A 19,986-nucleotide genomic window follows, 5' to 3' on the forward strand; every position below is an offset into this window, starting at 1 on the left:
TCATAACGACAGCGTCAAAATGCTTGCATTTAATAACCTTTACTTTATGGGTAAATTCTGTTAAGAAGACGTGGGAATGGAATTGCTTCCCGGATATGGCTTTCACCAGTAATCCAAGTTACCGCCCGTTCTAACCCTAAACCGAAACCAGAGTGAGGAACACTCCCGAATCTTCTCAAGTCTAGGTACCATTCATAATCGGCCACATCTAAACCAGCTTGCTTAATTTGTGCTTCTAAGTAAGCAGGATCTACCGCCCGTTCAGAACCACCGATAATTTCACCATAACCTTCAGGAGCTAGGAGGTCGGCACAGACAACCACGTCATCTCTAGTTGGGTGTGGTTTCATGTAAAATGGCTTAATTGCCTTAGGATAGTTCATGACAAAGACCGGTTTGCTGAAGTGGTTAGCTAAGTAAGTTTCTTCTGGAGAACCAAAGTCTTCGCCCCACTTAACATCAGGAAATTCTCCTGATTCTTGGAGTAACTTGATTGCTTCATCATAAGAAATCCGTGGGTAAGGTAACTTAGTGTATTCCTTTAAGACTTCCTTATCCCGACCCAAGATAGTTAGGGCATAGTCACAATTATCAAGTACCGCTTGGACTAAAAAGGCTACATACTTTTCTTGGATTTCTAAACTTTCTTCTTGGTGCATGAAGGCCATTTCTGGTTCAATCATCCAAAATTCAATTAAGTGCCGCCGCGTCTTTGATTTTTCAGCCCGGAAAGTTGGTCCAAAGGTAAATACCTTGCCATAAGCCATCGCCCCAGCTTCTGCATATAACTGTCCTGACTGGGAGAGGTAAGCATCCCGGTCAAAATACTCAGTATGGAATAATTCTGTAGTCCCTTCAGGTGCGCTCCCCGTTAAAATTGGGGAATCTAACTTGATAAAACCTTCTTGGTTGAAGAATTCATAAGTAGCCCTAATCATTTCGTTTCTGATTTGCATAATTGCAAATTGCCGCTTAGAACGCAACCATAAGTGGCGATGGTCCATTAAAAAGTCCGTTCCGTGTTCTTTAGGGGTAATTGGGTAATTTTCACTTTCACCGACAATTTCAATATCTTCAATTTCAATTTCGTAACCAAAGTGTGACCGAGCGTCTTCATGAATTGTTCCCGTCACATACATACTGGTTTCTTGCTTGACTTCTTTAGCCCGCTTAAATACTTCTTCGCTGACGTTATTTTTTACAACAACCCCTTGGAAAAAAGCTGATCCGTCCCGGAGTTGTAAGAAGGCAATCTTCCCACTGGAACGCTTATTAGTTAGCCAAACTCCGATTTTAACTTTTTCATCAACGTGATTTTTGGCATCAATAATACTAATAGTTTGCACGCGCAAATTCCTCCTAGTGTCTATATTCTTCAATAAATTTCTTCATCCGCTTAACCGCTTCTTGTAAGCTAGCTAAGTCGGTCGCATAACTAATTCGAATGCAATCCGGCATCCCAAAAGCAGACCCAACGACCACCGCCACGTGAGCTTGCTCTAATAAAGCGGCAGCAAAGTCATCGGCACTCTTAAAGCCAGTTAACTCTAAGGTTTCTCTAATATTAGGGAACATGTAAAAGGCTCCTTGAGGTTTAGTAAACTTAAAGCCGGGTAAAGCCACTAACTGCGGATAGATAGTATTGAGTCTTTCTTCGTAGGCTTGTCTCATTTCTTCAACACAAGCTTGATCACCTGTTAACGCCGCTAAAGCTGCGTACTGGCTAACAGCCGCCAAATTACTTGTGGCGTGTCCTAAGAAAGCTGCCAACTTTTGAATTACTTCTTCACTAGCGACAGTGTAGCCTACCCGCCAGCCCGTCATTGCATAAGCTTTTGAAAGTCCGTTAACTAAAATGGTTTGCTTGCGAATTGCATCTGATAAGTTAAGTAAAGAAACGAACTGATTACCATTATAAACTAACTTACTATACATGTCATCAGCAATCAAGATTATCTCATGTTCAACAGCCCAATTTCCAATTGCCTCTAATTCCTCGCGACTATAGATTAAGCCAGCAGGATTTTGAGGAGAATTAATGATGCAGGCCTTAGTCTTATCAGTTCGTTTAGCCTCTAATTCAACTACCGATACCTTATCATTTCCTAATGCAGGTGCAACAAAAACTGGCTTGGCCTCTGCTAGCTTAACCTGTTCACCATAACTGACCCAGTAAGGAAGCGGGATTAAAACTTCATCCCCTGCTTCAAATAAAACCTGGGCTAAGGCATATAAGGATAATTTACCCCCAACCGTAACAGCCACATTCTTAGCCGTAAAATTAGTTTGGTAATCGTTATTGGTGTAGGTAGCGATTGCTTCTCGCAGTGGTAAAATCCCAGTTGCCGCCGTATACGCATCTGCCTTACCAGCTTGAATTGCCTCAATCGCAGCCTGTTTGATATGAGCTGGTGTTTTAAAGTCTGGTTCGCCTACTGAAAGATTAATAACATCAATTCCTTGTGCCTTCATTTCCTTAGCCTTATTGGCTAAAGCTAAAGTTGCAGACGGTTTTATATTTGCTGCCCGTTGTGAAAAATTCATATGCTGACCACCCTTTTAAAGATTTTGAATAGATTTGACTATCCGCCCATTTTTAAAGGCGATTAAGTCATAACATAACTGGTTCTTAGAGTTAAGGTAACTAACTTCCCAAACCGGTTGCTTTTTATATAAGCCCAAAGCTAAATTTAGGATTTTCTTAGGACGATAGCGCGCTTTAACAAAGGATTGCACCTCTTGGGCAGTAAGTCCTTTATCTTGGGAGTAGATGTTAATCTTACCTCCCCGCTTAGCGATAAGCACATATACTTTTTGCCCCCGTTGATTTTCTCCGGCAACTGTAAAATAAGTTTCTTGACGATTGTAACGGTAAAAGGCCGTATGTGTTTTTAAATGCCCATACTTATCAGCTAAAGCATATGCCTCGTCTTTAGCTACCGTTAGGGGGGCTTGGGTTTGGTGGTAGTAATACCAACTACCATAAAGAGCTAAAATTACCCCTAAACTGATTAACAGTTTTCTCCAACCAAACCGTGACTGTCTACTTCTTTTCATAAACTTTTGATTAGTTCGCAACCTTTCTTTACAAGATAAGTAACACTTTTTTATTATACCATTCAAATTTAATTTGAGGTTAACCTTTAAAATAAAAAATTAACTTTCAAAAAAATCTTTAACTTCCTTAACAACTTGTTTTGTTAAAACCGCCTGTAAGCTACATCCCTTAGGAAAAGCCTGGTTAAATTCGCTTCCGTAACGTTTAGTGACAAAGCGACTATCGAGTAAAACAAAGACCCCGCGGTCGTTTTCAGTCCGAATCAAGCGGCCGAAGGCTTGTTTTAACTTAATGATTGCCTCCGGTAAAGCTAAGACTGAGAATGGATTTTTCCCCGCCGCCTTTAAGCGTTGATACCTAACCTGGTTATAAAGCGAATCCGGTGGAGTAAACGGTAGCCTAGTCACAATTACTAACTCTAACTTATCTTCTGGCAAGTCAATCCCTTCAAAAAAACTTCCAGTTGCTAACAAGATACTGTCCTTAGTTTGACTTAAAGCAAATCGCTTCTTTAATTTATTAACTCCCCCGTTAATTCCTTGGGCTAAGACATCTCTTTTAGCGGTCAACCCTAGCTCCACTAATCCTTGATAGATTTTTGCGACCATTTCTAAGGAATTGAACAAGACCATGGTTTGTCGCGGACTTTCCGTTACGATTTGGTTAATCGTCTGCACTAGGTACTGGCTATATTCAAGCTGATCTACCGTGGGGGCATCACGAGCCACTAAAACTTGAGCTTGCTTACGATAGTTAAACTGACTCTTATAAGTATGAATTTTTAAATCAGCCGGTAAATCTAACTGATTTAAAACGTAATTTTTAGTCTTAGGTGTTAACACACTTGCCCCCAGTAAAATAACCTTGGCAAACTTTTGGTAGATATTGGTAGCTAAATAATCCTTTCCCTCTAAGAGGCCAAAGTTTAAGCGTAAGTGCGCGTTAGCCTGCGAACGATTTAAACTCAGCCAGGTAATGCCTTTATTTTGTTTGGTTTCAATTAATTCAAGATCTAACTGGCTCCACTGACTTAGTTCCTTGTTAAAAGATGTCACCAAAGTAAAGTAATCTAACAACAGTCCTTCTTCTTCTTGGGTGAGGGCCTGCTTCCGGCTAGCTTGAATAAACTTTCCTTCTAATTTGCTATTAAGGTTCAGTAATTTTTCAAAGGCGAACCCAATTTGCTTAATCTCGCCTAGGTGGGCCTTCACAAAGCCGCGCAACTTGTTATTACTTAGGTAAATCTCATTACCTGCTTCTTTCCTGTAGAAATATTGAATTAAGCGACTCCTAACATCCATAACGCTATGGTCTATTACTTGGGTGTAATGCTTAATTTGTTGGTAACTATAGCGGGTCATAAATCCAGTTGCCACTAACTGCTCAAATGACAAGCTCACCTGGGATTCCATTTTAACCAACAAACTATCCGCCAAAATTTTAATAGCATCTAAGTCTAAGACTTGCCGGTTGTAACTGGCGGCCAAGTCAATAAGATGTTGTGCTTCATCTAATATAAGGAGGGCACCTAATGAAGCAAAATCGCTAGCGTGGTTAAGCAAATACGACTGGTTAGTTATCACGATATCAGCATTTTTAGTTGCCACTTCTTGGCGTCTGACAAAGTCAACTTGATAAAACGGACTGGTCTTGTCTAGTCCCTCTATTCCTTGGTGACTAATTTGTTCAAAAAAACTATCCTTTGTCTTTAGCAAGTGTAGCTCTGTCAAGTCGCCTGTTTCAGTCTGACTTAACCAAACTAAGATTTTCATCTGGACAATCCGTGTATACTTCCCTTGTGCTTGTCTAAGACTTTGCCAAAACTTTTCTAAGTTAAGGTAGTTTTGACTTCCCTTTAAAGTTACGACCCTTAACTTACCCACTAATTGCTCTATAATGGGGATGCTTGTTGTTAATACTTGCTCTTGTAAAGTGTTGGTTGGCACGGCCAAAACCACCTTTTGTCCCCCTAAGGCTAGATAGGCAGCAGGGTAAAGGTAAGCTAAGGTCTTGCCTAAACCTGTTGGCGCTTGGGCCAAGAAATAGCGAGCCTTACTGTGGCTAAACTCTTCAATGTCATCCATTAACCTTACTTGCTCACTACGGTAATCAATAATTTCTGTAAACTGTTGCCGCTTTTCTTGTTCGGTAAGCGGGTAGGTCATAGTTAGTTTGGCCCCACTTTCAAAGTGAGGCCGCTTGAGGATAATTCCTGCCACCTGCAAGAGGTCGGCATCCAAAATTTCCGTCTCATCTTTTTGGGCCAAGGCCTCTTTAAAACAGGCGCCCGTATCATATACCAATTCCCCTGCCAACTTATTTAAGGTAACTAATAAATCTCGTGGCAACTCTTTTAATTTTGCTAACAAAAGTAACAATAACTTAGCGGTTACGTAGGCATCACTATCAGCATGGTGGGGGTGATCATGTTCAATTTTTAGGGCTTTACCTAAATCCCCTAATCGGTATGACAACTGGGTTGGTAACAAAATTTGGGCCAACTGGACTGTATCGATTCCCTTTAACTCTAAGGCTGGGTACCCTACCCGCTCTAACTCAAGGTTCAAAAAACGGTAGTCGAATTGAATATTGTGGGCTACAAAAATTGTGCCCTGTAATAAGGCGTAGATACTAGCCGCCACCTCATCGAAGCTGGGCGCTTTTTTTAAATCCTTTTGCTTTAACCCCGTTAGTTTTTCCACCTCTGGACTTAGCGGGCGGAGCGGATTTATTAAGGTACTAAACTGATTAACAATCTGTCCGTCTTCAACCAGTACGCACGCAAATTGGATTATCCGTTGACTTCCGTCCAGGTTAGTTCCCGTAGTCTCTAAGTCAACAACAGCATAAGTGTTACTTGCTTTCAAACTCTTCACCGACTTTTTATGTTCTTATCTTCTCATTTTAGCATAAATTCTTGTCGCTCGTGATTTAAACGGTTATAATTTATATCGTATGCCAATAATCCTAGAAAGGAAGGCTTTTATTGGAAGAAAAGAACACAGTGCTCGCAAGTGGCAAAAGTCACGCTAAAATCATCTTAATCGGGGAACATTCTGTAGTCTACGGGCAACCAGCAATTGCCCTCCCCCTTTCAGCCGTGACAGTTACTGCCACCTTAAAACCACTGCCAGCAAATAATCAATTAATCAAAAGCAGCTATTACGATGGGCCGTTGACTACCGCCCCCCAATCAATGCTTGGGATTACTAACCTCATTAAATTTATGTTGGCTAAAGCAAATCAACCCCAGTTAGGCTTTTGCTTGGAAATTAACAGCCAATTACCGGCCGAACGGGGGATGGGGTCGTCTGCTGCTGTTACCATCGCAATCATCCGTGCCTTTGCGGCTTACTTTGCGTGGAACTTAAGTCGCCCCCAGCTACTGAAACTAGCCCAACTCGCAGAAAAAGAAACTCATAAAAATCCCAGTGGGCTAGATGCCGCTACTAGTGCCAGCCTAAAGCCTATTTGGCTTATTCGTAACCAGGAAATGTACCCCCTAAAAATCGCGCTTGATGCCTACCTACTAATCGCAGATAGCGGGATTAAAGGGCAAACTAAGCAGGCAGTTAGTCTAGTTAAAGAAAAATTAGTTAACGACCCTAGCTCAACTCAAGGTCAAATTCAAACTTTAGGCGCTTTGGCCCACCTGGCTAGAAAACAACTGGCCCACAATGACGTCTTAGGTCTTGGGCAAACCTTTAACCAGGCTCAAAGTCACCTGCAAGCGTTAGGGGTTAGTTCTAAAGAATTAGACAATTTTATCTCACTTAGTTTGAATAACGGCGCTTTAGGTGCTAAATTAACTGGCGGTGGACGTGGTGGCTGTTTTATCTGCCTGGTTAAAGATCAAGCTACAGCCCAAAATCTAGCTACGGTTTTAAAAGAACACGGGGTGACCCAGACCTGGCTTCAACCCCTAACTAATTTGGAGGAATTTAGTAATGAAGAAAACGGCCCGCGCCCACACTAACATCGCTTTAGTTAAATACTGGGGTAAAAGAGATCAAGAGTTAATTATTCCTATGAATAGTTCACTTTCATTAACGCTTGATCACTTCTACACGGATACTAGCGTTGAATTTAAAGAAGAACTGACCGCCGATAGTTTTTCACTAAATGGTGTTAGCAAAGATGCTCAGCAAATCACCAACTTTTTAAATCTAGTTAGAAAACTGGCGGGAATCACTACCTATGCCCAGGTGGATTCAACTAACCACGTCCCTACTAAGGCTGGGTTGGCCTCATCGGCCTCAGCCTACGCTGCGTTAGCCTTAGCTGCTAGTAGTGCTGCCGGCTTAACCCTTTCTAAAAAAGATCTCTCCCGCCTAGCCCGTCGTGGTTCTGGTTCTGCTTGCCGTTCCATCTACGGTGGCTTTGTTGAATGGAAAATGGGGACGGGTGACCTTGATTCATACGCTGTCCCCTTCCAAGAAAAAGTTGATTGGGACATCCGGATGCTAGCCATTGTTTTAAACGATGCTGAAAAGAAAATCTCTTCAAGAAGGGGGATGCAAACAGTCGTTGCCACTTCTCCTTACTACCCAGCCTGGGTGAAAACTTGCCACCAAGACATTGGTGAGCTAAAGGCGGCTATTGAAGCTAAAGACTTCGAAAGGCTGGGGACTATCGCTGAGGAAAATGCTATGAAGATGCACGCCCTTAACCTTTCTGCTAGTCCGCACTTTAATTACTTCCAGCCAGAAACCTTGGTAGCAATGCAACTAGTTGAAGAACTAAGGGCCGCCGGTATTCCTTGCTACTATACGATGGATGCCGGCCCTAATGTAAAGGTCTTATGTCTTGAAAAAGACGTAGCCCAAATCAAAGCTAAGTTAGCAGAAGCCTTTAACCAAGAACAACTATTACTCGCGGCTCCTGGTCCCGGAGCCCATCTATTAGCTTAATAATTTAGGAAGGAACTGATTTGTGTGATTAAAGTCAAAGCACCAGGAAAACTTTATATCGCTGGTGAATATGCCGTCGTCGAAAACGGCTATCCAGCTGTCTTAGTGGCTTTGGATCAATTTGTTTACGTGTCAATCGAAAAAAGCGCCTCTCTTGGTTCGATTGTATCCAAGCAGTATGAAGAAAACTCAATCTACTGGCGGCGCGAAGGACAAGAACTTGTTTTTGATAACCGTGATAACCCCTTCCATTATATTTTAGCCGCAATCAAATTAACGGAAGAATATGCCCGCAGTCTTGGTAAAGTGTTAGACTGCTACCACCTCAAAATCGATAGTCAGTTAGATAGTCCCGATGGTAAAAAGTACGGCCTAGGCTCATCAGCCGCGGTAACGGTGGCTACAGTCAAAGCCCTCTGTGCCTACTATGATTTAAAACCTACCAAGGAAATTTTGTTTAAATTAGCAGCGATTGCCCACTTTGAGGTTCAAGGTAATGGTTCCTTAGGCGACGTTGCTGCTAGCGTTTATGGGGGCTGGTTAGCCTACCACTCCCTAAACCGTGACTGGCTCATTTTAGCTAGACAAAAATACTCTCTGAAACAATTACTAGCTATGGATTGGCCTGATTTAAGTATTGAAGAGCTGACCCCGCCTAAAGATTTGACCTTACTCATTGGTTGGACCGGATCTCCTGCATCTACTTCTCACCTAGTAGACGCCGTTGGTCTTAGTAAAGCAGAAAAACAAGCTAAGTACCAAGAATTTTTAAAAGCAAGTAAAAGCTGCTTAACTAACATGATTGCCGGCTTTAAAACCAACTCGCCTGCAGAAATTTTGACTCAAGTCAAGGTTAACCGCGACCTCTTGGTTAAGCTGGCAAGTTTTAGTGGCTTAAATATCGAAACCCCCTTGCTTAAGACCTTGATTGAAACTGCCACTGACCTTGGCGGTGCCGCTAAAACCTCTGGAGCTGGAGGCGGGGACTGTGGGATTGCCTTGCTAACAGATACCAACCAAGTTTCAACCTTAATCAATCGTTGGCAAGCTGCGGGAATAGAACCACTTGCCTTTAACATATATAAAGAATGAGGGGGATTTTTATGGATAAACAAGCACACCGAAAAGATGAGCACGTTTTTATTGCCGAAAAATTCTACCGCCCTCAAGCTCAAACCAAGCTTGATCAAGTTAAATTGTTGGCAACTAACCTACCCGAACTGGCCTTGGCCGATGTCGATTTAACTGCGACTTTCTTGGGCCAAAAAATTGCTGCCCCCTTCTTTATCAACGCTATGACCGGAGGCAGCGAGCAAACGGGTAAGATTAATGCCCGCCTAGCTAAGGTCGCTGCTAAAACTCAAATTCCAATGGCAGTTGGTTCCCAAAGTATTGCTTTAAAGCTTCCTAGCCTAAGCTCAACCTTTGAGGTTGTCCGACAAAATAATCTTGCTGGTTTTATTTTAGCTAACCTTGGCGCTCACCATAATTTAACTAATGCCAAGCGCGCCGTCAAGATGATTAATGCTAATGCTTTGGAATTACACGTTAACTTGGCCCAAGAGTTGGTCATGCCTGAAGGTGACCAAAGTTTCTACTGGCTAGCCAACCTCAAAGAAATTAACAGCCACCTAGACGTGCCCCTCTTAGTTAAAGAGGTGGGCGCAGGAATGACTCCTCGTAGTTTGATGCTGTTAAAAGAAGCTGGCATTAAGTACGTAGATTTAGGCGGCGCTGGGGGAACGGACTTTGTTGCAATTGAAAATGAACGCCGTGAAAACAAAGAGTTGGGTTACTTTAACGAACTTAGTCTCACGACGGCCGAAAGTCTCTTAGCTGCCCAAACCTTCCAAGCCGACTTCTCCTTTACCGCTACAGGTGGAATCAGAACTGCACTTGATATTATTAAGTGCCTAGTTTTAGGAGCTGATAACGTCGGATTGGCCGGCCATTTCCTACACGTTCTCTTACGTCAAGGCGATGATGCTTTGGTTACTGAGATTACTAACCTCAAAGATCAACTCAAACGCCTAATGGTTATGTTAGGTTGCCGGACCATTTCCGACTTAAAAACTGTTCCTTATCTTCTCAGTCCTGAATTAATTAATTTTAAAGAGCAAGTTACTAGCCTAAAATTCTAAAAAAGGGATGACCAGCTAAACCACCAAGTTTAGCTGGTCATCCCATTTTTTCTAATAAAACCGTAATGCCTTCGGAAAGAAGTTCTTAATTTGTTGGTTGACCTTTTTTCCAAATGCAAAACCCTTTTGCTGACAGGTTAATAAGTACCAACCGTTTTGTTGGGAACTGATCGTAGTTAAAACGTTACCCTTAACATAGTTTTCCCACTCTGATTCGCTAACCGCTAATACCCGCTTAACTTGACTTGGTTTTAATGCTAAAGCCAACGTATAGCTCGGCTCAAATCTTTTTTTCTTAAAAACTCCTAATAATAGGCCCGGGCGTAAATACCTTAAGTTGGCTAACCTTGGCCAAGTTTTAGGTGAGTAGTAAAGGTAATCACCCACCAATTTCAAATCTGCGCTAGCAAACAAATCTGTGCCCACAAGCTCTTGGCTAAATGCTTGCCAAAGTTCTAACTGTTCTAAACTAAGGTTGTCTTTAGCTTTTCCCTTCTTTTTTGAAACCTTTTTAGGTACTGCTTGTCCCACCTTTTCAAGCAAAGCCACAAAGTGACCTTCACCCTTGAAATGGTGGGGAAATAGCCGAATGGTCTTTTCTAAGTCAGGATTACCGTCTGCCCAGTCTGGGCGGCCTTGATCCATCCCAGGATACTGTTTGATAGGTAATACTCGTAAATCAGGGTATTCCGCCAGCAACCAGGCCACTATTTGTTCATCCTCTTCTGGGGCAAAGGTACAAGTCGAATAAATCAGCTTACCGCCTGGTTTTAATAACTCTAGGGCTGACTTTAAAATTTCTTTTTGGCGCTTAGCGCACTCAGCGGGGTAATCCTTATCCCAGTAGCTAGTTGCCTGGTGGTCCTTTCTAAACATCCCCTCCCCAGAACAAGGAGCATCAACCACAATCTTGTCAAAAATCGGTCCCCAATTTTTAGCTAAGTTTTGGGGACTTTCATTAAGAACAATATAGTTACTAGCACCACTTCGCTCTAAATTTTCAGCCAAGATGGCTGCTCGCTTTTTATTGATTTCATTTGCCACCAATAAGCCCTGGTTAGCCATCGCTTCTACCAGCTGAGTGGATTTTCCTCCAGGAGCCGCACATAGATCTAAAATCCACTCACCAGGCTTAGCATCAGCTACTTCAGCTACATACATCGCACTTAAATCTTGACTATAAACATAGCCGGCTTGATGGTCTAGACTTCGGCCACTAACTTCACCATAATAACCGGTTTTTACATGGGGCGCTTTCTTGGCCAAACTATAGGCCACCGCTTGATAATTTTCCTTTAGGGGATTTAAGCGAAACCCCTTTTCAACCGGCCCATCAAAAGCAGCTAAAAACTCCTCTGCCTCAGTAGCTAGTAGCCGTTGATACTTACTGATAAAATCTTTTGGTAACTCCACTATCTTTTTTCGTTCCTCTCAAATTCACTCATTTTCTTTTTTAGCAAAATATAACAACCTAAACTGGCCACAAAATAAATTCCAAGTGCATAAAGAATTGGTGCCGTCACACTGGTAAAGGAATACCTTAAAATGCCTAAAACCGTCCCGAAAGCTAGCCCTAACCCGGTAAATAAGGTATAAAATTCCCACTCTTCAAAGGCATACTTTTTCAAGCTAAGTTTAGCAAACTTAGCCGCTTGATATTTACGCCGAAATGACGCTACCCACAAACCGAGCTCTAAGGCTAAGCCAATCACTACTAAGGCTAGCACCGCTAGCTCCCTAAGGTGTTCTGCCACCCAAGTTGATTGCGGTACGATGAACACATTGGTTACCAAAGGTGTTATCTTTGCTTGCTTAAAGACTGTGCGTAAGTCATTTTTAGTGAGGGCTTGCTTAGCATCGACTACTAATTTGTAGTCTGCAGCTTTCATCATCGGGGTTTGCTGTTGGGACTGGGCGATAAAAATCTGCTTATCTAAATCAGACTTATAACTATCACCCATAATTCCAATCACCGGAATGTAAGTCCCGTTTAATTTGATGTAAGCCTGCCCTTGTGGTTTATACAATTTTTTTTGCCAGTCTTTACCAACCACCGCTACGGCTACATCCGACTTAAAATCATCTTCGGAAAAGAAGTTACCCGTAATCATTGGGGGGGTTGCAAATTTCCCCTTCCCATAAAAATAGGTGACCTGTGAATTATCCTTAGCCTGGTAATGTAGCTGTAAATTAGTTAACTTACTTTTAGAAACTGCTTCATTCAGTTGGGCTAGAGACTGACTTGACTTCACTTTTACCTTATAAGCAGCGGCAGATAAATTATGGTTATTTAGCTGAATTACTAAATCCCGCTCTTGAATCTTATAGAAGGTTGCAACCGCTATAAAAGCCAAAAAAGCCACGTAGACAACCACCAATAAATTTTTCTTAACCACTAATCTTTCCTCGCTTAACTAGTGAATTCCCAATGCCATCTTAGCATAGCGAGACATCTTGTCCATTGTCCAAGCAGGCTCCCAAACAAACTTAACCTCAACTTCGGTAATTTCAGGAATCTTTACTAACTGACGTTCAACCATATCCGCTAATAAATCAGTTAGCGGGCAGCCCATTGTTGTCAAAGTCATCTGAATTTCACAGTGACCATCCTCGTCTAGATTAACTTCGTAAACTAAACCTAAGTTAACGATGTCAATTCCTAATTCGGGATCCACTACCTCTTCTAACCCAGCTAAAATATCATCTTTGATTGCTTGGTTGCTTCTCTTTTCAGTCATCAAATCATCTCATTTCTTAAAATATTGGGCAAATTTAGCCGCCATTTCCAAGGTGGTATCATAAGAAACCTTGTGCCCTACACCTTGACTAGTAGTCATAGTGACTTTTTCAGTTGCTTTCTTGCTGACAGCCTGATGGAAGTCTGCCGTCAATTGGTAAGGAACCATTTCATCAGCCGTTCCATGCCAAAAGTGTAACGGCCTACCGGCAAGTTTTTCCGGTTGTAAGGCTAGGTCATAACTAGCAATTTGCTGATACTCTTGTGCTAATAATTCAGCCGGCAACTGATTTGCGCCTGGAATAGCTGCCACTAACTGCTTAGCAAAGGCTAGTGGGTGAGGACAACCTTCTAAGCAGACAGCTGCATCAATTTCTGGATAGGTTGCTAGCAAAGCACAGGTGGTAATTCCACCCATCGATAGGCCACTAACCCCTAATTTATCGTAACCAACCTGGTTATAGGCCGCCACTAGCTTAGGAAACTCAGTCACTGAATGCTGAATAATGTGCCAAAACTCTAACTGATGCTTGCTAGCTGGTTCACTAGCACGGCTACCATGATAGTAAGCATCCGGCAAAACCACCCTAAAGCCTTGCTTAGCTAGTTCATAACCTTGGGTTAATACTTTTTCCTTGCAACCGGTCCAACCATGATAGAAAAATACTAGTGGAACCTTACTTGTTTTTAAGTCAGCTTCTATTAGTTCTAAGACCGGTAAGGTTGCTACCGTTTTTTCAGTAACAGTTATCATTACCTACCACCTCAATTCATAATCTATTTCTATTTTAGTTGATGAAAGCTGGTTTGACAATAATTGCCACTAAGCTTAAGAATAATCCAAACAAAGCATTAACTTTTCTAACAGCCGCTATCTATGGTAAGATAAAACAAGCAATTTAATTTTGAGGATGTTTACTAAAATGAAAAGAAAACTAATCGCAATTGATTTGGACGGAACTACTTTAAACTCCCAATCCCAAATCAGTTCTAAAACCAAGGCCGTTTTAAATAAGGCTGTCAAAGCTGGTCACGTCGTCTCGATTGTTACCGGCCGTCCTAACCGTATCTCTGAACACTTTTACGATGAGCTAGGTTTGAAATCACCCATGATTAACTTTAACGGGGCAGTTGGTCACTTGCCCCACCGAGCTTGGGACAAGGAATATCAATTGACCTTCAACAAAGACATTGCCTTTGAACTTTTAGCAGCTAAAAAGAAGTTAGGTATTAAGTTGTTAGCTGCCGAGGGTAAAAATCTCTCCTTAGCCGACCAACCTAATGACATTATTCCTGACTTCTTTCCCGCTAAGCTTAAGCCCGAAGAGTTCCTAAACAAGAGGAATTTAACTACCGACCCGTCTGCAATGACCATGTTAGTCGACCGCCAAAAATTACCAAACGTTGTGGCAGAACTAGAGCGTTCATTTGGCGATAAAATCAACGTTGGTGTCTGGGGTGGGCCAACACCTATCTTAGAATTAGCTCCTAAGGGTGTTAACAAGGCCTACGGGTTAAAATTTCTCTCCCAAACACTAGCCATTGATCGAAAAGATATCATCGCCTTTGGTGACGAACACAATGATGCTGAAATGATTGACTACGCTGGTTGGGGTGTCGTGATGCAAAACGGTACCGACCAGTTAAAGAAGCTAGCTAATGACATTACCCCCCTTGATAACGACCACGACGGCTTAGCTAGCTACTTAGAAGATTACTTAGACTTAGCCGAATAACATAAGAAAAGCCCCCAACAAGAGTTGTTGGGGGCTTTCTTAACTAGCTGGTTTTATTTTAACTTAGCAGCTAATTCTTTAATATAAGCTGTTAAATCAGCCTTAACTTCTGGGTGAGCTAAACCGAATTCAATTGAGGTCTTCAAGTAGCCAAACTTGTAACCAACGTCATAACGTTGACCCTTAAATTCATGTGCAAATACGCGTTGAATCTTATTTAAGCGATCGATAGCATCAGTTAATTGAATTTCGTTACCGGCACCTGGTTTTTGTGTTTCTAACATATCAAAAATTTCTGGAGTTAATAGGTAACGACCAATAATAGCTAAGTCTGATGGAGCCTTATCTACATCTGGTTTTTCAACAAATTGCTTAACATCGTAAAGACCCGGGTGTGTTTGGGCAGCTGGGTCAATCACACCGTACTTATTAACTTCATCATGAGGAACCTTCATTACCGCTAGAGTTGAAGCGTGAGTTTGTTCATAGCGGTTAATTAGTTGCTTAGTCAATGGAACCTTATCATCCATAATGTCATCACCAAGCATAACTACAAATGGTTCATCTCCCACAAAGTCCTTAGCCATCAAGACGGCGTCACCTAAGCCACGTGGGTGTGATTGGCGGATGAAGTAAAGGTTGATATCAGTAGTTTCTTCCACTAAGCGCAATAATTCGTCCTTACCCTTAGCTTCCAAGTTTTGTTCTAGTTCTGGAACCGAATCAAAGTGGTCTTCAATCGGACGCTTACCTTTACCTGTTACAACCAAGATGTCTTCAATTCCGGACTTCTTGGCTTCTTCAACAATGTATTGGATAGTTGGTTTATCAATAATGGGGAACATTTCCTTAGCCAACGCCTTAGTTGCAGGTAAAAAACGTGTACCTAGACCTGCTGCAGGAATAACAGCTTTTCTTACTTTCATTTTTCAAACTCCCTCGTATATTTAAATAGGATAATACCAATTTATCTTAGCATAAGTTTGGCAATAATTAAATACTCTTTCTAGAATTAAGCCGTAAATCTTAGAAGTTCAATTAAAAAAGGCCAGGTACTAACCTAACCTTTCACCAAGTTATGACAGGGATAGTAGGAATTGAACCCACACCGACGGTTTTGGAGACCGTAGTTCTACCTTTAAACTATATCCCTATATTAATGGATGGCGCGGGACGGAATCGAACCGCCGACACATGGAGCTTCAATCCATTGCTCTACCGACTGAGCTACCGAGCCAGTTATATCTACGATATAACGGTCCATGACGGATTTGAACCGACGATCTTCTCCGTGACAGGGAGACGAGATAACCACTACTCCAATGGACCTTCTAAATAAGGAGGATAAGAGATTCGAACTCTTGCGTGGTTTGACCCACCTGACGGTTTTCAAGACCGTTCCCTTCAGCCAGACTTGGGTAATCCTCCATAAATACGGGTGAAGGGACTTGAACCCCCACGTCATAAGACACTAGAACCTAAATCTAGCGCGTCTGCCAGTTCCGCCACACCCGCATATGTTATGATAACTATTTTAGTTTAGCAAACTCCTTAATAATCGTCAAGCAATTTTTATGTTAAACTAGCTTTGAGGTGAGTTTATGGAGTTATTAAGAGCAATTAAAAACTATCAACCCTTTAATGAACAAGAAGCCCTAGATAAAGAGCTTATTTTACAACAGTTAACTAGCAATGACCAGGTTTTCTTACGTCAAAGTAAATTAGCCCACATTACCGTTTCCGCCTGGATTATTAGCCCCGACTATCAAAAAGTTCTCATGGCTTATCACAACATCTATCAATCCTGGGCCTGGCTGGGTGGGCATGCCGATGGCGAAACTAACTTAAAACACGTCATCCTGAAAGAAATCGCCGAAGAAAGTGGCTTGACGGCGGTCGAGTTTGTGACCCCCTCCCTCTTTTCTTTAGAAGTCTTAACAGTTGACGGACACCAAAAACACGGACACTACGTCTCATCCCACTTACACTTAAACGTTACTTACTTACTGCAGGCAAGCGACGACCTTCCCCTTAGGATTAAAGCTGATGAGAATAGTCAAGTTGCCTGGTTGAAGCTTAGTGAGCTCAAACAAAAAGTCAGCGAACCCTGGTTTTATGACCACATCTACTCAAAATTAATAGCTAAGGTCAAAACCCTTTGCTGATGACTGGGCAAATGCTTGTAAATTTGTTATTCTAGGTAAGACTTTAGATATGGTTGGGGGAATTTTTATGTCACGTTTCAAAAAGAAGTACATCGCAGTTAGGGTTAGCTACCTTAACGGCAAGCAAGTTGAACTGCAATTACCCAAGGACTTGCAAAAGCCCATGTGGCATTATATTCACGAACACCCCCATGATTGGCAGCAGCTACTTTTGGGCGCCCTAATCAATACTCCAGCGGGCAAATATCGTAATCGAAAGGTGCCGTTGATGAAGGTTGGTAAAATTTGCGCCGTCTTTATCAAAAACAAGGCCCTTCCTAACCGTAGTCGGGGCCAGTTTATCACCGCCGATAAGTGGCAGTCCCCCCTCATTAATCCCTGGCAAGCTGCCTTCAAGCAAAACGTTCGTTTTTTACAGCATGATTATCCACCCTTGCATAAATATTTGATTGCCAAAGACTGCTTACTTTGGTGGTTTAAAACTAAATGGCGCCCATGACAAAACCGCTTGAAAGAGCAACTTCATTTAGTCAATCTTTCAAGCGGTTCTTATTTGGCTTTAATTGGTTGCTAAGAGTTTTTCAAGGTCTCCACGTGTAATTAACTCTAAATCACTTGGACCGTCACTTTGGGCTAACCGACTAGCTTGGAGTCTAACTAACCGATCGTTTAAATTCCGTACCCACCGACCGTTACTGTGGTCATTGCTCTTTTGATAACTTTCACTAACTACGTAAGCATAAGCTGCCTGTTCTACCTGATAGTTACGCTTTTTTAGGTCCAGTAGCCCAATTTGCACTAATTCGGCTATGGTGTAGTCTGCAAAGGTAAAGGTGTTGGGAATCCGACTTTCTAACCCTGAATTCATTGCTAAAAATGCCTGCATCTCTTTGGTATAGCCGGCAAAAATAATTACAATATCATCCCGATGGTCTTCCATAAACTTCAAGATTTCGTTGATAGCTTCTAACCCAAAGTCATTACTCCCTCCAGTACTCAAGGTGTAAGCTTCATCAATAAAAAGTACCCCACCTAAAGCCTCTTCCAATTTCTTTCTGGTTTTTATTGCAGTCTGCCCAACGTATCCTGCCACCAAGTCACTCCGAGAAACTTCGATTAGGGTCGGTTTCCTAATCAACCCTTTTTGGTACAATAATTCCCCTAAAATACGGGCAACCGTCGTCTTCCCAGTCCCTGGGTTTCCTAAAAACATTGCGTGCATACTCGTATTAGCCACTGCCAAACCGGCCTGTTTACGCTGTTGGTTAATTACATTGAGGTCAATAAAATTCTTGACCGCCCGTTTTACCTCCGCAATCCCTATCAAACTATTTAGCTCAGCGTAGGCGTCTTTAGTTGTTTGGTTAGTGCCTAGCTGATCAGCTACCGCCTTAATGTCTTTATTAGTAATGGTTTCTAAGTCCGTATCAGCCGTCGCCATCACCCGCTGCGACATCTGTTCGCGCAAGCGGTGGTTGAAGTCTGCCACCGCACTCGCCTGGTTAAAATTAGCCTGCTGACATAAGTGCGCCAATGTTTGGGTATAATAGTCCTCATCAGCCAAACGATACTGCCAGTCAACCAGTAGCTTCTTTCCGATTTCAACTAATTCATTTTGACTATAACCAGTAAAATTCAACTGGTTGGGAAAATGTTTAGTAAAACCTGGAACTGAGTTTAATTTAGTAAGTTCTTTTTTAGGACCAGTTAGGATGATGACTGGTGTTTGCCCTTGCAATAATAAGTCTAATAACTCCGTTTGTCCTAGCAATTGTTGAGCTCCTTCGATTAAAAGGACCCCACCACGCGCATCTTCTAAGTATTCACCTAATCGTTCGTAGCCCCGCTCATCCGTTAATTCTTTGGCTTGGACTTTAATAAAGCGTTGCTCATCTACCAACTTAGCTTGGGCTAACTGTTGGACAAAATAGCGGGCACTAGTAGCCTTGCCACTACTTTTTGGCCCCATGAATAAGGCGTTTAAATTAACTCCCTCAGCGTTTAAGCCCTGTTGTCTTCTGAGCTGATAAAAACGAGCCTTTTGTAAAATCGTTGCTAAACTAGCCTTGACTTCGCTTAAGCCCACTAACTTGTCTTCGGTTTGAAAACGAGTTTCAGCCTCTGCTTGTTTCAAGCCAGTCGCTTGGTGCGCAAAAATTATGTGGCTAGTCGCATCCGCTTTTAATTCAAGTAAACTGGCGTCACCGTCAGCTAGTTCGAGTTTGTCCACCGTCGCCAGCGCCCCATCTTCTAAGCGAACGTTAGGAGAAATTACCTCTTCAAAGAAAGCCTGTTTCAAATAAATCATCGCCTTAGCCCGCAGGTAAAGATTAATCACGTTTTCAGTGTGGGCCTTAAAGTAGATTCCATCAGCGTAAGCCATCGTCAGTTGCTCTAAATCAGCCACCGTCTCAATACTAGTTTCTTGTAAGTAGAGGCGACTTTCTTCCGCGTATAACCGGTAAATCAAATCACGTTCTGAATTCCAAGAAGAATTAGCAACTAGACATAGTGAATTAATTCCATTGACATTTCCCAGGATACTATTAGTGGTTTCTAGGCTGGTATTCTTTACATAAACGGTTGCCGCCTTATCTTGGTTGGTGACGTCATCATCTATTTTGAAGCTACAATTTTTTAGCTTAGCGTGACTGCTTTCTAGATTAAGGGCGTTTTGATTAACCAAGCCAAAACTATCAATCTGAGCTAACTTCAAATCACTGTCCGTATCAGCGAATAATCTCACCTTATCCAAGCTAGTGTTAGTTAGGTCTAGGTGACTATGACTGAGCTTAAGGGTCGACCCGGTGTCAGAGCTAATCGCCTTAAAAATGGAAGCAGTCGCCGTAACATCAGCATCATTAGCCCAAATACTAACTTTAGTCATCGCATCTTGGTAGCCATTATAGATAATTACTTGACTCAGCTTAAGGCTGGCATTGTCCACACTAAGCATTACCCGGTCAATTTCAGCCCGAAAGATTATCCGGCGTAAAGTAACCTGAGCTTGGTTGGTAATAGCAATTGCTCCGTCGATATAACAAGTCAAATCCTTAGTGGGCGTCATCTGCCCTACGATTTCAAGACTTTTATTAATTTGAAAGACGCTACTGCCTAAATCTACCCGCGTATTATCTTCTAGTTCTAATATATCCCCGTCACTTGCCTGTTGGTAAGCGTCCCTAAAATTCCAATCATTAGGGCCAACTATAAACCTTGCCATAAGGTCCACCCCTTCA

The 19,986-nt window shown here is 42.2% G+C and carries 17 protein-coding genes and 5 tRNA genes; 7 read left to right on the top strand and 15 right to left on the bottom strand.

The features are described from left to right. Positions 1-44: 44 nt before the first annotated feature. The 4 genes from asnS to N4597_RS05990 form a co-directional block, all read right to left on the bottom strand. Positions 45-1,346 (bottom strand): asparagine--tRNA ligase, encoded by a 1,302-nt coding sequence (asnS, locus tag N4597_RS05975; protein ID WP_050612315.1) that lies wholly within the window; start codon positions 1,344-1,346, stop codon positions 45-47. A gap of 13 nt (positions 1,347-1,359) precedes the next feature. Then, positions 1,360-2,544 carry a pyridoxal phosphate-dependent aminotransferase gene (locus tag N4597_RS05980; RefSeq protein ID WP_056977502.1) on the bottom strand — a complete coding sequence of 395 codons (1,185 nt, stop codon included), beginning with the start codon at positions 2,542-2,544 and terminating at the stop codon, positions 1,360-1,362. A gap of 15 nt (positions 2,545-2,559) precedes the next feature. Further along, positions 2,560-3,057, bottom strand: coding sequence for a cell wall elongation regulator TseB-like domain-containing protein (locus N4597_RS05985; RefSeq protein ID WP_050612317.1), 498 nt, complete (start codon positions 3,055-3,057; stop codon positions 2,560-2,562). Between the two features lie 99 nt (positions 3,058-3,156). After that, complete coding sequence (locus tag N4597_RS05990; protein WP_260902875.1) at positions 3,157-5,925, bottom strand: helicase C-terminal domain-containing protein; 2,769 nt, start codon at positions 5,923-5,925, stop codon at positions 3,157-3,159. A 119-nt stretch (positions 5,926-6,044) separates the two neighbouring features. On the opposite strand from N4597_RS05990, the gene mvk reads away from it, so the two are divergent. From mvk to fni, 4 genes are read left to right on the top strand one after another with little or no spacing between them, the layout of a single operon-like run. Then, the gene (gene mvk / locus N4597_RS05995; RefSeq protein ID WP_202022502.1) at positions 6,045-7,034 is read left to right on the top strand and encodes a mevalonate kinase; all 990 of its coding nucleotides are present in this window, start codon (positions 6,045-6,047) and stop codon (positions 7,032-7,034) included. Further along, the gene (gene mvaD / locus N4597_RS06000; RefSeq protein WP_202022504.1) at positions 7,006-7,968 is read left to right on the top strand and encodes a diphosphomevalonate decarboxylase; all 963 of its coding nucleotides are present in this window, start codon (positions 7,006-7,008) and stop codon (positions 7,966-7,968) included. Before mvk ends, mvaD begins: the two co-directional genes overlap by 29 nt. Positions 7,969-7,992: 24 nt before the next feature. Further along, the gene (locus N4597_RS06005; protein ID WP_167588681.1) at positions 7,993-9,060 is read left to right on the top strand and encodes a phosphomevalonate kinase; all 1,068 of its coding nucleotides are present in this window, start codon (positions 7,993-7,995) and stop codon (positions 9,058-9,060) included. Between the two features lie 11 nt (positions 9,061-9,071). Next, positions 9,072-10,109: a type 2 isopentenyl-diphosphate Delta-isomerase gene (gene fni / locus N4597_RS06010; RefSeq protein WP_172576860.1), complete on the top strand. Its 1,038-nt coding sequence runs from the start codon at positions 9,072-9,074 to the stop codon at positions 10,107-10,109. A gap of 51 nt (positions 10,110-10,160) precedes the next feature. Here fni and N4597_RS06015 read toward each other — a convergent pair whose 3' ends face one another. The 4 genes from N4597_RS06015 to N4597_RS06030 are packed head-to-tail and all read right to left on the bottom strand — an operon-like array spanning position 10,161 to position 13,600. Continuing rightward, positions 10,161-11,522: an RsmB/NOP family class I SAM-dependent RNA methyltransferase gene (locus N4597_RS06015; RefSeq protein WP_260902880.1), complete on the bottom strand. Its 1,362-nt coding sequence runs from the start codon at positions 11,520-11,522 to the stop codon at positions 10,161-10,163. Next, positions 11,522-12,505, bottom strand: coding sequence for an ABC transporter permease (locus tag N4597_RS06020; protein WP_172575902.1), 984 nt, complete (start codon positions 12,503-12,505; stop codon positions 11,522-11,524). Before N4597_RS06020 ends, N4597_RS06015 begins: the two co-directional genes overlap by 1 nt. An 18-nt stretch (positions 12,506-12,523) precedes the next feature. After that, positions 12,524-12,847, bottom strand: a complete 324-nt coding sequence (locus N4597_RS06025) for a metal-sulfur cluster assembly factor (RefSeq protein WP_050612325.1) — start codon at positions 12,845-12,847, stop codon at positions 12,524-12,526. A 9-nt stretch (positions 12,848-12,856) separates the two neighbouring features. Beyond that, a complete protein-coding gene (locus tag N4597_RS06030) occupies positions 12,857-13,600 on the bottom strand; it encodes an alpha/beta fold hydrolase (protein WP_089144176.1) in 744 nt (247 codons plus the stop codon). Between the two features lie 169 nt (positions 13,601-13,769). On the opposite strand from N4597_RS06030, the gene N4597_RS06035 reads away from it, so the two are divergent. Then, positions 13,770-14,582, top strand: a complete 813-nt coding sequence (locus N4597_RS06035; RefSeq protein ID WP_170091301.1) for a Cof-type HAD-IIB family hydrolase — start codon at positions 13,770-13,772, stop codon at positions 14,580-14,582. 53 nt (positions 14,583-14,635) lie between these two features. On the opposite strand, the gene galU is transcribed toward N4597_RS06035, so the two are convergent. From galU to N4597_RS06065, 6 genes are all read right to left on the bottom strand, one after another. Next, entirely contained in the window at positions 14,636-15,508 is an 873-nt protein-coding gene (galU, locus tag N4597_RS06040) for a UTP--glucose-1-phosphate uridylyltransferase GalU (RefSeq protein WP_050612328.1), read from the bottom strand. 156 nt (positions 15,509-15,664) lie between these two features. Further along, positions 15,665-15,735: transfer RNA gene (locus tag N4597_RS06045), tRNA-Trp, on the bottom strand. Positions 15,736-15,746: 11 nt separating this feature from the next. After that, positions 15,747-15,819: transfer RNA gene (locus N4597_RS06050), tRNA-Phe, on the bottom strand. Positions 15,820-15,838: 19 nt separating this feature from the next. Continuing rightward, positions 15,839-15,911, bottom strand: a tRNA-Asp gene (locus tag N4597_RS06055). Between the two features lie 9 nt (positions 15,912-15,920). Then, positions 15,921-16,010, bottom strand: a tRNA-Ser gene (locus N4597_RS06060). Positions 16,011-16,015: 5 nt separating this feature from the next. Then, positions 16,016-16,097 (bottom strand) — tRNA-Leu (locus tag N4597_RS06065). Between the two features lie 86 nt (positions 16,098-16,183). Here N4597_RS06065 and N4597_RS06070 point away from each other — a divergent pair. Continuing rightward, a complete protein-coding gene (locus N4597_RS06070; protein ID WP_260902891.1) occupies positions 16,184-16,747 on the top strand; it encodes an NUDIX hydrolase in 564 nt (187 codons plus the stop codon). Positions 16,748-16,814: 67 nt separating this feature from the next. Beyond that, on the top strand, positions 16,815-17,246 hold the full coding sequence (locus tag N4597_RS06075; protein ID WP_050612330.1) for a DUF7679 family protein: 432 nt from the start codon (positions 16,815-16,817) through the stop codon (positions 17,244-17,246). Positions 17,247-17,306: 60 nt separating this feature from the next. On the opposite strand, the gene N4597_RS06080 is transcribed toward N4597_RS06075, so the two are convergent. Further along, the gene (locus N4597_RS06080; RefSeq protein WP_260902895.1) at positions 17,307-19,970 is read right to left on the bottom strand and encodes an AAA family ATPase; all 2,664 of its coding nucleotides are present in this window, start codon (positions 19,968-19,970) and stop codon (positions 17,307-17,309) included. Between the last annotated feature and the right edge of the window lie 16 nt (positions 19,971-19,986).

It is taken from the genome of Ligilactobacillus agilis, assembly GCF_025311475.1.
In the GTDB taxonomy this organism is placed as follows: Bacteria; Bacillota; Bacilli; order Lactobacillales; family Lactobacillaceae; genus Ligilactobacillus; species Ligilactobacillus agilis.